This window comes from Arthrobacter sp. KNU-44 (assembly GCF_051843155.1).
GTDB lineage: Bacteria > Actinomycetota > Actinomycetes > Actinomycetales > Micrococcaceae > Arthrobacter.
This window is the reverse complement of the sequence record NZ_JBPXNG010000002.1, coordinates 1,674,819-1,688,133: the sequence shown is the minus strand read 5'-3', so window position 1 is coordinate 1,688,133 and position 13,315 is coordinate 1,674,819. Positions and strand designations below refer to the sequence as shown.

Below are 13,315 nucleotides of genomic sequence, written 5' to 3'. Positions count from 1 at the left end.
GAAGTGCGGGTTCAGGTCAGGTGCGCTATGGATTCCGTCAGCCGCCCGAAGCCAGCCAGATCGGAGGTGAGAGTACCGGCGTCGAGGTGTTCCTTGAGGCGGCGCCAGGTGGTGCGGTGGGCGGATTCGTAAAGCGTGGGCAGGAGGATTTCTCCTTGGGGCCCGGTGGCCCGGACTTCCGCCGGCCAGGCAGCAAGCGGTTCCGGGACCGCGATGCTGACACCGCCGTCGTCGGTGTAGAGGCGGAAGTCGACGCCGGCGGGCCGGGAGTTGCTCAGTACGCCCTGGATCGAAACCGGAGCGCCGTTGGCGAGGCGCCCGGAAACTGTGTAGCCGTGCGTGCCGCGGCGGAGGACGCGAAGCGCGTCCAGCTGACCGGTGACGCGTACGACGGCGGCGAGATGCTCGGTCAGCAGCCGTTCCGGATCCGTGCCTGCCGCGGCCGTCGCGACCGTGTCCAGCATGGCGGCACGACCAGCTACCGAGCGGACGGCGTCTTCGGCACCGGCCAGACCGGGGTTGGATGCCCAGCGCTGGTCCAGGACAACCGCGACGCCGGCTGCCCCAGCGGCGTTGAGCAGAGCGGCGGTGTTTTCCGGAACCGGGTTGACGACGACGATGCCCGACGCGCCGCCGTCGATCGCCTTGACTGCCTCAGTAGTCCAGCCAGGAGCGCCGTCGATCGCGGATACCCGTGCGGCCTCCCCGATTGCCACCGGGCCGAAGCTCGCCGGAAGCGAAGCGACCGCGAGTGCCACGGCGCCGCTCTCTTCCGCCTGCGGAGTGGCAGTGACGGTGTAATGGGGGCTCATGAGCGGGCTCCTGCATGGCTGTTCGCGTGCTCGGCCGCGGCGATGTCCACTGTGGCGTCGGCGATCGCTATCGCGAAGGTGAGGTCATTGATGAGGCTTTCGGCGGACGGCGGTTGCTTGGTTCCGAGGGCCAGTTGGGCGAGTTCGCGCCATTCGCCCTCATAGCCGTTGTGCTCGAACGGCCCGTACGTTGTGCTTGTGGTGCCGCGGGTGATGGTTGCGACGGCGGAACCCGCCTGCACGTAGGAAGGGGTGAAGTCCACGCGAAGGGCTGCCTCGTCCGAGATCGCCTCGAAGGCCCATTCCGGCTTCCACGTCTTGTTCATCGCTGCCCTGAGCTCGATAATCCGGTCACCGGCTCGCAGGGAGATCACATACCCGAAGGGGCGTACGTGGCGTGCCTGCAAGACCTCCAGGTCTTCGAAATCCGGGGTGAAGCGGCGGATGAGGGGAAGGTCGTGGATGGCGAGTCCCATGATGCCGCCGCGGAGGGCGTTCTTGATGACCTCGACGTCGCTGTAGTCAGGGGTGCCCCCTGCAGGACGCGTGATGATTTCGGTGGCGAAGTCTTCGAAGCGGGCGTTGGGCGGAAGGACGATGGAGGAACGGATGGTGTGGACGTTCTCGGGGAGATCGCCCCATCTGGCTTCGGCTGCGAGCCAGCCTGGATCGAAAGTGTGCATGGCGCCCACGATGATCGGCACGCCGGTCTCCTCGCTGACCGCCGAAATCCGGGCCGCTTCCTCACCGCTCATGGCGAAGGGCTTTTCGCAGAGGACGGCCTTCTTTCCCGCGCGGCACGCAGCGATCACTTGGTCCGCGTGGAACTGGTGGGGGCTGCAGATGGCGACGATGTCGACGTCGGGATCGCCCAGGAGCGCGTCCATGCTGGTGCTGTGGTTGGCGCCGACGCGTGCTGCGACCGATTCGGCAACCGCGGCGTCGACGTCCATGATGTGGCGGACTTCCAGGATGTTCCGGAGCCGGGCCAGGGAAGGAAGATGGATTGCTTGGGTGACCGGGCCGGCGCCAAGGATGCCGACACCGAGGGGCTGTGGTGATCCTAAAGGTGCTGCCTGTGACTGGCTGGACAAGATCAGTTACCTCTTCGTAAACGGAGTCTCTGAGTGTCAGCGTGGCTTTGTGGGCTACGTGACCCTTCTCACAAACAACCTACGACTACTTTTGACGATGAGCAAGCAAAAGTTGAAAATCAGTCGACAATCTTTTGCTGCGTGACACCCATAAGCAATCGTGCTATCACTGATGCATGACCTCAGCACCCGGAAAAGACCCCGGCAAGGACGGCGCCGTACAGGACGCCGGGAGCCTTTCGCGTGCAGGAGACCTGTTTCAGCTTCTTCGCGACGGCCAGGCACGAACCCGCGCCGAACTCGCCCTCACTACCGGACTGGCCCGTTCCACGGTCGCCTCGCGCATCGACGCCCTCATGAATTCGGGACTGGTGGGCCCTGCCGGTGAGGCGAGTTCCAGTGGCGGCAGGCCGCCGTCGCGCTTTGCCTTCAACCCTGCGGCCCGGGTTGTCTTGGCGGTCGACGTCGGAGCGACGCACGTGATCGTCGCGGTCACCGATCTCGGCGGAACAGTCCTGGCCGAGCGGCGCCTCGCGCAGGAAGTCGCAGACGGTCCCGACGTGGTGCTCGGCAGGGTGGTGGCGGCAGGGCGGGAGCTTCTCACCGAAGCCGACCGCAACCTTGAAGACCTTGCCGGGATCGGCATCGGACTGCCCGGCCCCGTGGAACACGACACCGGCAGGCCGATCAAACCGCCGATCATGCCCGGCTGGGACGGATTCGATGTAGTCCGTTACATGCAGCGCTCACTGCCCGTTCCCGTCCTGGTGGACAACGACGTCAACATCATGGCCCTGGGCGAACGCACGGCGTATTGGCCGGACCACGACAATTTGCTCTTCATCAAAATCGCGACGGGCATCGGCGCGGGCATCATCAGCAGCGGTGAACTGCAGCGCGGCGCCAACGGAACGGCCGGGGACCTAGGCCACGTCCGGGTTCCCCGCGGCGACGACGTCCTGTGCCGTTGTGGGAACTATGGCTGCCTTGAAGCACTCGCCTCCGGACCCGCCGTCGCGCGCCAGCTGCAAGCCCAGGGCCTGGCGGCTACCAACGGCGGCGACGTGCTGCGGCTCGTAGCCGAGGGGAACCTCCAGGCCATCCAGGCACTCCGGCAGGCGGGACGCGACGTCGGCGATGTCCTGGCAACCGTGGTCAACCTGCTCAACCCCTCCATGATCGTCATCGGCGGCAGCGTGGGGGAGGCTGGCGAGCACCTCGTGGCCGGCATCCGCGAAGTTGTCTACCGGCGCTCCCTCCCCTTGGCCACCTCGCATCTGCGCATCGGCATCTCGATGGCGGGCGACCAGGCCGCGATCCTCGGTGCGAGCCAGATGGTCACCCAACACGTTTTGTCCCCGGCCGTGATTGAAGCCACGCTCCAAGCAACGGGCTGACGGGCGTCTTATGGCGTTCGGCCGCGGCATGCCGTGATAGCAATGAAGGTGATGCCTACTTTCCCTGCCCTTCACTGCGCCCCATGACCGGCCAATTCCTCGCCAAGGTCCCGCGAGGCTGGCTGATCCTCGCGTGCATAGGCCTCATCGCCCTCAACATGCGGGGACCGTTCGTCGCGGTGGCGCCGGTGGTGGATTCCCTGAAACGGGATCTTGGATTCTCGCCCGTGGAACTCGGGCTGCTGACGGGCATTCCCGTGCTCTGCTTCTCGCTCGCCGCGCCGTTGGCCTCAATGGCCGGACGCAGGCTCGGAGCCGAATTCGCGGTGATGCTCACGCTGGTGGGTGTCCTGGCCGGCGTCGTGATCCGCTCCAGCGGCGGAGGTGTTCCGGTCATGGTGGGCACCGTCCTCATCGGCCTTGCCATCACTATCGGCAACATCGCAGTGCCGCTCATCATCCGCCGGGACTTCGCGCCGCGACGCCAGGCAACCGCGATGGGTGTGTACACGGCTGCGCTGAACATCGGGTCCTTCCTGACTTCGGTGGCCACTGCCCCGCTCGCCGAACTCGTAGGCTGGCGGCTTGCCCTCGCGGCGAGTGCCCTCCTGGCCTTGGCGGCCATCCTGTTCTGGATCCCCACTGTCGGTGCCCGGCAAGCTTTCGTTCCCGCTGCGGTGCCGGCCGCCTCGGGCTCGCGGGGCGGCAAGGCTTCCGGTGTTGGCTGGCTGACCGTTGGCCTGACGCTCGGCTTCGCCGGCCAGGCGTTTTCGTACTACGGCGTGACGGCGTGGCTCCCAAGCTTCCTGGCCGATGAGCTTGGCATGGGCACAGCGCAAGCCGGCGCGGGATCGTCGCTGTTCCAGATTTTCGCGATTGTGGGCGGGCTCGGCGTGCCGCTGCTCGCCCGTTTCGCCAGTACGACGGCGGTGGCGGCCACCTTGGGTGCCTTGTGGCTCACGGTTCCCCTGGGTTTGTTGTTGGCCCCGGGCTGGTGGTGGCTATGGTCGTCCCTCGGTGGAGTAGCGCAGGGTGGCGGCATCACGGTCATCTTCATCGCCATCATCAAGTTCGCCCGCGACCAAGCCTCGGCAGGCAAGATGTCCGCCGTCGTGCAAGGGGTGGGTTACTGCTTCGCGGCCCTGGCGCCAACCATCATCGGCTACGTGCACGGCATCTCCGGCAGCTGGACCGTGCCGCTCCTGGTGATCCTTGGCTCGGTCGCCGCGTTCTGCGTCTGCACCACCCTCTCGGTGCGCTGGGTGGCCCGTCAACGCTAGGTCCGCTCACGACGGTAGGCGAGTCTCGCCGTCGTACCCAACTAACTCGCAGTTGTTGTCGTTATGAGGCTTCAAAACGACAACAACTGCGAGCCAGTTGCTTGGTGCGGGGTTCCGTCGCTGGGCTGCCTCCCCGACCATCGGGGTCACTTGTTGCGAAGAGTGCAGGCAGCCCAGCGGCGGGGGCTTTTGTCTGCTGTTCTAGGCGGCGACGAGTTCTTCCTTGGTCGCTTCCTCGCGGGCTTCGGTGAGGTAGCGGGCGTAGGCCGGGATGGTCAGGAAGGTGGGGAACTCCTCGGCGAGGGTGACTTCTTCGAAGATGCTGCGGGCGTCGTTGAAGCGGTCGTCGTCGAAGCGTTCCAGGCGTGCGAACTCTTCGTCCAGGAGATCGTTGATCCACTCGCGGGTGATGACTTCACCGGTGTCGGTGATGGCGTGGGAGTAGATCCACTGCCAGAGCTGCGAGCGGGAGATCTCCGCCGTGGCTGCGTCTTCCATGAGGTTGTGGATGGCCACGGCACCGTTGCCGCGCAGCCAGGACTCGATGTAGCGGATGCCCACTTCGATGTTGTTCCGGATGCCCGTCTCGGTGATGGTTCCCTCGGTGGAGGCGACGTCGATCAGCGCGCGGTCGTCTGGCGTGACGTCCTCGCGCCAGCGGTCCAGTTGGTTCGGACGCTCGCCGAGTACGCCGTCGAACACTTCGCGGCACACCGGAACCAGATCCGGGTGCGCGACCCAGGAACCGTCGAAACCGTCGCCGGCTTCGCGGGTCTTGTCAGCGCGGACCTTCTCGAACGCTGCCGTGTTGGCAGCCTCGTCCTTGCGGTTCGGGACGGCAGCGGCCATGCCGCCGATCGCCATGGCGCCGCGGCGGTGGCACGCCCGGACGAGTTGCTCGGTGTAGGAGCGCATGAACGGCTGGGTCATGGAGACCTGGGCGCGGTCCGGCAACACGAAGCGGGGGCCGCGGGTGCGGAAGTTCTTGATGACGGAGAAGATGTAGTCCCAGCGGCCGGCGTTCAGTCCCGAAGCGTGATCGCGCAGCTCGTAGAGGATCTCTTCCATTTCGAAGGCCGCGGTGATGGTCTCGATCAGCACCGTGGCGCGGATGGTGCCCTGCGGGATGCCGAGGAGGTCCTGGGCCTGGATGAAGATGTCGTTCCAGAGGCGGGCCTCGAGGCGGTTCTCGATCTTGGGCAGGTAGAAGTACGGGCCCTTGCCCTGTGCGAGCAGGCGGCGGGCGTTGTGGAAGAAGAACAGGCCGAAGTCGACCACGCCACCGGCAACGGGCTTCCCGTCGATGAGCATGTGCTTCTCCGGCAGGTGCCAGCCGCGGGGCCGCACCACGATGGTGGGCAGCTCCTCGGCGGCACGGAGCTTGTATTCCTTGCCTTCCGGTGACGTGAAGTCGATCCGGCGTTCCAGCGCATCGGTGAGGTTCAGCTGGCCCTGGATGACGTTGCGCCAGGTGGGGGTGGAGGAGTCTTCCATGTCGGCCAGCCACACCTTGGCGCCCGAGTTCAGCGCGTTGATGGTCATCTTCCGGTCAACCGGTCCGGTGATTTCCACTCGGCGGTCTTCCAGGCCCGGGGCCGGGGGAGCGACGCGCCAGTTCGGATCGTTGCGGATGTCCGCCGTCTCCGGGAGGAACCGCGGATCCTGTCCGCTCGCGATCTGGCCGCGGCGGGCGTGCCGCGCCTGCATCAGCTCCTGGCGGCGCTCCGCCGTCGCGCGGTGCAGGGTTGCCACGAACTCGAGGGCATCGGGAGTAAGGACCTCGTTCTGCCGGTGAATGGGCTGGGCGGTCAGCGTGATGCCGTTGATCGTGTAATTGTCGGTGAAGCTGTTCATGGGAGTTCTCCTCTTGAGGGTCCCAACTGACTCGCAGTAGGTGTCGTTTTGGGGGCTCAAAACGACACCTACTGCTACCTAGTTGGGGAGTGGGCCCACGGCCGCCGGGTTCCCTCGCGAGCTTGCGAGTGGAGGGGGCGGCTGGGGATTAGTGGAACTGGCCTTCTTCGGTGGATCCCACCAAGGCCAGGGTTGATGCGTTCGGGTTGAGCGCAGTTGCGATGTCGTCGAAGTAGCCGGTGCCGACTTCGCGCTGGTGCTTGGTTGCGGTGTAGCCGCGGGACTCGGAGGCGAATTCCTTTTCCTGGAGTTCGACGTAGGCGCTCATGCCTTCGCGGGCGTAGCCGTGGGCGAGGTCGAACATCGAGTAGTTCAGGGCGTGGAAGCCGGCCAGGGTGATGAACTGGAACGTGAAGCCCATGGCGCCGAGTTCGCGCTGGAACTTCGCGATGGTGGCGTCGTCCAGGTGCTTGCGCCAGTTGAACGACGGCGAGCAGTTGTAGGAGAGCATCTGGTCCGGGAAGTCGGCCTTGACGGACTCGGCGAACTTGCGGGCCAGCTCAAGGTCCGGGGTGCCCGTTTCCATCCAGATGAGGTCGGAGTACGGGGCGTAGGCCTTGGCTCGGGCGATGCAGGGTTCGATGCCGTTGCGGACCTTGTAGAAGCCCTCCGCGGTACGTTCGCCGGTGATGAATTCCTGGTCGCGCTCGTCGACGTCGGAGGTGATCAGCGTTGCTGCCTCGGCGTCGGTGCGGGCGATGATCACCGAGGGCGTGCCCGCGACGTCGGCCGCGAGGCGGGCGGCGTTCAGGGTGCGGACGTGCTGCTGGGTGGGGATGAGCACCTTGCCGCCGAGGTGGCCGCACTTCTTTTCGGACGCGAGCTGGTCTTCCCAGTGCACGCCCGCGGCGCCGGCCTGGATCATGGATTTCATGAGTTCGTAGGCGTTCAGCGGGCCGCCGAAACCGGCTTCGGCGTCGGCGACGATCGGGACCAGCCAGTCCTCGACGGTCTGGATGCCCTCGGAGAATTCGATCTGGTCGGCGCGGAGCAGGGCGTTGTTGATGCGGCGGACAACGGTGGGGACCGAGTTCGCCGGGTACAGCGACTGGTCCGGGTAAGTGTGGCCGGAGTTGTTGGCGTCCGCGGCTACCTGCCAACCGGAAAGGTAGATGGCCCGCAGCCCGGCCTTGACCTGCTGCACGGCCTGGTTACCGGTCAGCGCACCGAGGGCGTTGGTGTAACCGCCAGTGGCAGCCTCCTCGCTGAGCTGCTTCCACAGCTTCTCGGAGCCACGCCTGGCCAGGGTGTGTTCTTCGGAGACGCGGCCGCGGAGGCGGACGACGTCGGTGGCCGAGTAATCGCGGGTGACGCCTTCCCATCGCGGGTTGGCAGCCCATTCGAGCTCCAGTGCGGCGGCCTGCTGAGCGGAGGTGGGCTGCTCTGGTTCAAATGCTGCGGTCATTGTTCTGTCTCCTTTGACGCTACTTTGGCGTGTTGCGGTGTATGTAGCCCCGGCCGGTCTTCGCTGCGCCTTTGCAGTTCAGGCCGGCCGGGGTTTCCGTAGTTCTTACTTTTCAGTACTTCCAAGGGGCTTGCTAGATAAAAAGCATGGAAAGAAACGCACTTCTTCGCGTATCCTCAAGAAATGTCACCTGTGAGCTGGAACCGCGAAGTACCGCCGCCGTCGTCGTCCGCCTCCGACGCCGAACTGGACGTCATCAGCCTCGGCCGCCGCGTGCGGTATCTGCGCAAGCAGGCCGGGCTGACCCTCGACGACGTGAGCGCCGCCGTCGGGACCGCCCCCAGCCAGCTGAGCCTCATCGAGAACGGTAAGCGGGAACCCAAACTGGGCTTGTTGAAGCAGCTTGCCGCGGCTTTGAATGTCGGCATCGAACAGTTGCTCGGAGCGGAACCGCCCAGCCGCCGCGCGGCCCTGGAAATCGAGCTGGAACGGTACCAGCGCGGGCCGTTGTATGAGTCGCTGAACCTGCCGAAAATCCGCGTCAGCTCGCGGCTCCCGCTCGATGTACTGGAGTCGCAAGTGGGCCTTCTGCAGGAGCTTGAGCGCAGGCTCAACGAGCAGGTCGCGACGCCGGAAGAGGCCCGGCGCGCGAACGGTGAATTGCGTGCCATGATGCGTGAGCGCGGCAACTATTTTCCGGAGTACGAGGCCGAAGCGCAGAAGGTCCTCAAAGGGGTTGGGTACACGACCGGTCCCTTGAGCCAGCACGTCATTGCAGACATCGCGGACCACCTCGGATTCACCCTGCACCACGTGGGCGACCTGCCCCATTCCACCCGTTCGGTGACCGATCTTAAGAATCACCGAATTTATCTCACGCAGAGCCAGCGGCAGGACCACGATCCCCGTTCGGTCCTCCTGCAGGCCCTGGGCCACTACGTGCTCGGCCACGAAACGCCCAAGAACTACGGCGACTTCCTTGCGCAGCGCGTCGCGACCAACTACTTCGCCGCGGCGCTCCTCCTGCCCGAACACGCCACCCTGGAGTTCCTCCAAAAGGCGAAAGCCGCCAAGGAGATCGCGGTCGAGGACATCCGCGACGCCTTTGCCGTCTCCTACGAAACCGCGGCGCACCGCTTCACCAACCTCGCCACGAAACACCTGGGCATCACGACGCACTTCCAGAAGACCCACCAGAGCGGCATCATCTACAAGGCCTACGAGAACGACGGCGTGGCCTTCCCCCAGGACCATACCGGCGCCATCGAGGGCCAACCGGCGTGCAAGGCGTGGACTTCGCGTGCCGTATTCGACGTTCCGGACAAGTTCAGCGCCTACAGCCAATACACCGACACCGTCTCCGGCACGTATTGGTGCACGGCCCGAACCGAGCGCTCGGCGGCGGGGGAGTTTTCGCTCAGCATCGGCGTGCCGTACCAGCACGTGAAGTGGTTCCGCGGGAGGGAGACGACGGCGCGGGCTACTTCGACGTGCCCGGACCCGAACTGCTGCAAGCGCCCGCCGGCGTCGTTGGCTTCATCCTGGGCAGGCAACGCCTGGCCGTCCGCCCGGGCCCACTCGCATCTCCTGGCCGCCATGCCGCCGGGCGCGTTCCCCGGCGTCGACGAGACCGAGGTGTACGCGTTTCTGGAGGCGCACTCGGGGTAGTTTCGTGCGAGGCGCGTCACGCTACGCAACTTTTTGGATTCCGGCAGCTTGGACAGCCCCGCTACTTGAGGACCGGGTAGCTCAAGTGCGTGGCGCCAACACCCTCGACGACGGTCGGGTCGCCCAAAGTGACCGGCGCGTTCTCAACCCGATCGAACAACCGGATGCCGGATCCAAGCAGCAGTGGAACCAGGTCGATGCGGATCTCGTCGAGCAGGCCGGCGTCGAGGCACTGCCGAATGGTGTCCGGCCCGTGCATGACGACGATTTTGTCGCCGGCCGCGGCCTTTGCCTGCGCGACAGCGCTTTCCAGACCGTCGGTGACGAAATGGACGGTGGAGTCGGAACGGGGCCACCCCTCGGGCATCCGATGAGTCACGACGTACGCGGGCACGCCGAACGGGTGCTGGCCGCCCCAAGCGTCGGCCCGGTCTGAGGTGCGTCGCCCGGTGAGCATCGCGCCCACATCGCCTATTAGGGCACGCAGGTATTGGGCACTCGCTTCAGAAACATGGAATGTGAAACCCGGGTTGAAGGTAGGGACGTCGACGTCGCCTGCGAAGTACCAGTCGAAGACCTCGTCGACGCCGTCCTCGAGATCCGCCACATAGCCGTCGAGGGACATCGACATGAACGCCACTACCTTGGTCATTACCTTGCTCCTGCGGTTTCGGACGGGTTTGGCCCGGGTCAAACGGACATGGCCCAAGACAAAGCCGCAGCGCGGCGAGGCTCGGAGGGGTCTATCAGCCTGATTCTGTCGACGAGCCGGACGCGGTCGATGAGGGATGACTCGATGAGTGCCAGAACGAACGCGTGGTCCTTGGGGCGTGCCGCAATGAGCTTCGCCGCGCAGAGATCGTAGGGATCCAAGCAAAGCCCGGTGCTGTTCCGGGTCCGCTCATTGCGCACACCGACAAGGCGGTACTCCCAGTCCTCCGGGAGCACCGCGGTCTCCCTTTCGGCTGCCTGGACATAGAAACCGAACTCCTTGTGGAAGGGTGACCACTCACCAAGGGCGGAGTCGATGCTGTCAGCAAGTGTGCCGGCGTCGTCGTCGGAGAACGGGGCGATGTCGACGGCATCCGACATGGTGATGGACGCAGGCAACTGGTCCTCCGTGAAGGATCCCAGAATTGACTGGCTGCCGATCACGATCACCCGGTCGCCGTGGATGATATCCGTAGCGGCCCGGATGGCGTGCTCGAGCTCATCGCGGCGCATGGCTGTACCGTACCCCCGCACCGGCCGATTGTCAGTAGCCGCCCCGCTGCCGCTCGCGCTCAGCCAGGAGCGTTGCTACTTTTTCGATGAGCCCATACGGCATCGGCTTCCCTAGGGGGAACTTCAATGTGCCCTTGGCCGCCCGGAATGGGGCGATTTCCCGCTCAAAGTTCGCGTCGCCGTCGGGCACTGGGTAGACGGAAATGTGGTGCTTCCACGCCGCGAAATACAACACATAGTGGCCGTCGAGCGTGATGGTGGGGATACCGTAACTGATCCTGTCCCCGGCTCCGGGCACCGCTGCCAGGGCCCGCCGTCGAATCTCGTGAAGGATGGGTCGAACCTCGTCTGGACGCGACGCGATGTACTCGTCCACCGTGTCAAAGTGCTCCGCCATGCGCGTCCCTCGTTCCGTCCCAAATCCCGCCGGTCAGCCCGTCTTGGACCAAGCTTGCCTTAGCCCGCGCCGCCCCGCCAGAGGGGGTCGAAGACGTTCCGGGCGACTCCCACGCTCGCTCACGTATGTCGGGTTTTGGCCGGACGCTCGCTCAGGTATGTCGGGTTTTGGCTGGACGCTCGCTCACGTATGTCGGGTTTTGGCCGGACGCTCGCTCAGGTATGTCGGGTTTTGGCTGGACGCTCGCTCACGTATGTCGGGTTTTGGCTGGACGCTCGCTCACCTGGGGAGATGAGTATCGTGGGCGGTGGCGAGTTTGCCTGACAATTCTCGATTCCTCGATGCGAGAATGGGGGAGGCTCCGCGGTTTTGCAGGCGGGTCCACCACCAGTGCTAATACAGCGGGGCGCCGTGCCAACTCCGGCCGCCTGCGCGAACCACTATGAACGGACAAGCGATGACGTCATCATCAGAATCCCAGACCCTGAGTAAACCCGCGCCGCGCTTCGCGTCGATAGGCTCTCCGTACTTCGGCATCATGCTGGCATGCATGGCGGTCGTGCTGATCCTGTCCAATATTGGCGCTGCCAAAGGCGTCGTCTTCGGTCCGATCATTACCGACGGCGGATTCTTCCTCTTCCCGCTTGCCTACATCCTCGGCGATGTGATGAGCGAGATCTATGGATTCAAGGTTGCCCGCAAAGCGATCGTCACCTCGTTCGCCCTGTCAGCATTCGCGTCGCTCTGCTACTGGATCATCATCGCGCTGCCCGGTTTCAATGACGACTATGGCACCGCCAAACAGGCAGCCATCGAGGGAGCGCTGGGCCCCGTCCCGTTGATCGTCCTAGGTTCGTTGCTGGCGTTTTTCGCCGGTCAGACCATCAACTCGTGGATCCTCGTCAAGATGAAAGCCCGTTCGGGTGAGAGAACCCTCTGGGCCCGGCTCATGGGGTCATCCGGGTTGGGGGAATTCGTGGACACGCTCATCTTCTGCAGCATCGCTGCCTCGGTTATCGGCATCACAGACTTTGGAAGCTTCATCAACTACTTACTGACCGGGTTCCTGTACAAGACCGGTGTCCAATACATCCTTGTGCCCGTGACGTCCTTGGTCATTGGCTGGATCAAGAAGCGCGAGCCAAGCTACTGGGCCTGAGCAGTGAATCCGGGACGCGGGCCGCATATGTGAGCGAGCGTCGGCTCGGGACGCGATATATGTGAGCGGGCGTTGGCTCAGGACGCGATATATGTGAGCGGGCGTTGGGTCGGGACGCGATATATGTGAGCGGGCGTTGGGTCGGGACGCGATATATGTGAGCGGGCGTTGGCCCGGGACGCGATATATGTGAGCGGGCGTTGGCTCAGGACGCCATATATGTGAGCGGGCGTTGTTGGCTCAGGTGAACCGCAGGGAAGTCCGGTAGTTTCAGAGGATGAAGCTGGGAAACGCCGTGCTCACGGCCGAGAATCTTGTTGCAGGCTATGGCGAGCATGCAGTGTGCGGGCCGCTCGACGTCGAGGTTTTCTCCGGGCAAGTGCTCGGGATGGTGGGCGAAAACGGTGCCGGCAAGTCCACTCTGCTGCGGACGATGATAGGCGCGCAGGCTGCCATTGAGGGCGATGCCCACGTTCTTGGCTTGATGCCGGACGACCGCTCGGCCCTCTTTCGCAGCAAGGTCTCGGTCCTGCTGGACGAGGATGCCTACTTTGATTCACTCACGGTCCGCGAGCACCTTTCCTTGGTGGCCCGGGGGCATGGCCTCGCCAACCCCGATGCTGCCGTAGAGGGAGAGATCGGCTTCTTCGAGCTCCAAACGGTGGCGGATGCGTTTCCCGATCAGCTTTCCTCGGGACAGCGCCGCAAGCTCCTGCTGGCCTCGGCATTTATCCGCCCCTTCGAGCTGCTGGTCCTGGACGAACCGGAGCAGCGGCTCGATACCCGCATGCGCGGCCTGCTCGCGCAGCGGATCGCGCGGACTGCCAAGAAGAGTGCCGCCGTCGTCATGGTCACTCACGATGCGGACGTCGCCCAAGCGGCGTGTACCCGGGCGGTAATAGTAGACGACGGCGGGGCACGCGTGGTTAGCACCGACGAGGCTGTGGCGAGGATCCGCAGGTGAG

12 protein-coding genes are annotated in these 13,315 nt (G+C 64.8%); 5 read left to right on the top strand and 7 right to left on the bottom strand.

Features of this window, described 5'->3' with window-relative positions:
• Window positions 1-11 precede the first annotated feature (11 nt).
• Together ACSVHC_RS08610 and ACSVHC_RS08605 are read right to left on the bottom strand one after the other, a co-directional pair.
• On the bottom strand, window positions 12-812 hold the full coding sequence (locus ACSVHC_RS08610; RefSeq protein WP_437772276.1) for a hypothetical protein: 801 nt from the start codon (window positions 810-812) through the stop codon (window positions 12-14).
• Complete coding sequence (locus tag ACSVHC_RS08605; protein ID WP_437772277.1) at window positions 809-1,906, bottom strand: Gfo/Idh/MocA family protein; 1,098 nt, start codon at window positions 1,904-1,906, stop codon at window positions 809-811. The genes ACSVHC_RS08610 and ACSVHC_RS08605 overlap by 4 nt, the downstream gene beginning before the upstream one ends.
• 176 nt (window positions 1,907-2,082) lie before the next feature.
• Here ACSVHC_RS08605 and ACSVHC_RS08600 point away from each other — a divergent pair, with 176 nt between their 5' ends.
• On the top strand, window positions 2,083-3,303 hold the full coding sequence (locus ACSVHC_RS08600) for an ROK family transcriptional regulator (RefSeq protein ID WP_437772278.1): 1,221 nt from the start codon (window positions 2,083-2,085) through the stop codon (window positions 3,301-3,303).
• An 83-nt stretch (window positions 3,304-3,386) separates the two neighbouring features.
• A complete protein-coding gene (locus ACSVHC_RS08595; protein ID WP_437772279.1) occupies window positions 3,387-4,583 on the top strand; it encodes an MFS transporter in 1,197 nt (398 codons plus the stop codon).
• A gap of 201 nt (window positions 4,584-4,784) precedes the next feature.
• On the opposite strand, the gene aceB is transcribed toward ACSVHC_RS08595, so the two are convergent.
• Both aceB and aceA read right to left on the bottom strand, forming a co-directional pair.
• Entirely contained in the window at window positions 4,785-6,437 is a 1,653-nt protein-coding gene (gene aceB / locus ACSVHC_RS08590) for a malate synthase A (RefSeq protein ID WP_437772280.1), read from the bottom strand.
• A 148-nt stretch (window positions 6,438-6,585) separates the two neighbouring features.
• Entirely contained in the window at window positions 6,586-7,902 is a 1,317-nt protein-coding gene (gene aceA / locus ACSVHC_RS08585; protein ID WP_437772281.1) for an isocitrate lyase, read from the bottom strand.
• A 183-nt stretch (window positions 7,903-8,085) separates the two neighbouring features.
• Between aceA and ACSVHC_RS08580 the strand changes: the two genes are divergently transcribed.
• Window positions 8,086-9,570 (top strand): helix-turn-helix domain-containing protein, encoded by a 1,485-nt coding sequence (locus tag ACSVHC_RS08580; RefSeq protein ID WP_439180814.1) that lies wholly within the window; start codon window positions 8,086-8,088, stop codon window positions 9,568-9,570.
• A 61-nt stretch (window positions 9,571-9,631) separates the two neighbouring features.
• Here the strand turns inward: ACSVHC_RS08580 and ACSVHC_RS08575 are convergent, their stop codons facing one another.
• Genes ACSVHC_RS08575 through ACSVHC_RS08565 form a run of 3 tightly spaced genes read right to left on the bottom strand, consistent with a single transcriptional unit; the run spans window position 9,632 to window position 11,191 of the window.
• Complete coding sequence (locus tag ACSVHC_RS08575) at window positions 9,632-10,222, bottom strand: dihydrofolate reductase family protein (protein WP_437772283.1); 591 nt, start codon at window positions 10,220-10,222, stop codon at window positions 9,632-9,634.
• Between the two features lie 38 nt (window positions 10,223-10,260).
• Window positions 10,261-10,794 carry a DUF6036 family nucleotidyltransferase gene (locus ACSVHC_RS08570; protein WP_439180813.1) on the bottom strand — a complete coding sequence of 178 codons (534 nt, stop codon included), beginning with the start codon at window positions 10,792-10,794 and terminating at the stop codon, window positions 10,261-10,263.
• A 31-nt stretch (window positions 10,795-10,825) separates the two neighbouring features.
• Window positions 10,826-11,191: an iron chaperone gene (locus tag ACSVHC_RS08565; protein WP_437772285.1), complete on the bottom strand. Its 366-nt coding sequence runs from the start codon at window positions 11,189-11,191 to the stop codon at window positions 10,826-10,828.
• Between the two features lie 457 nt (window positions 11,192-11,648).
• On the opposite strand from ACSVHC_RS08565, the gene ACSVHC_RS08560 reads away from it, so the two are divergent.
• Together ACSVHC_RS08560 and ACSVHC_RS08555 are read left to right on the top strand one after the other, a co-directional pair.
• Window positions 11,649-12,350 carry a queuosine precursor transporter gene (locus ACSVHC_RS08560; protein WP_437772286.1) on the top strand — a complete coding sequence of 234 codons (702 nt, stop codon included), beginning with the start codon at window positions 11,649-11,651 and terminating at the stop codon, window positions 12,348-12,350.
• A 277-nt stretch (window positions 12,351-12,627) separates the two neighbouring features.
• The gene (locus ACSVHC_RS08555; protein ID WP_437772287.1) at window positions 12,628-13,314 is read left to right on the top strand and encodes an ABC transporter ATP-binding protein; all 687 of its coding nucleotides are present in this window, start codon (window positions 12,628-12,630) and stop codon (window positions 13,312-13,314) included.
• Window position 13,315: the final 1 nt, after the last annotated feature.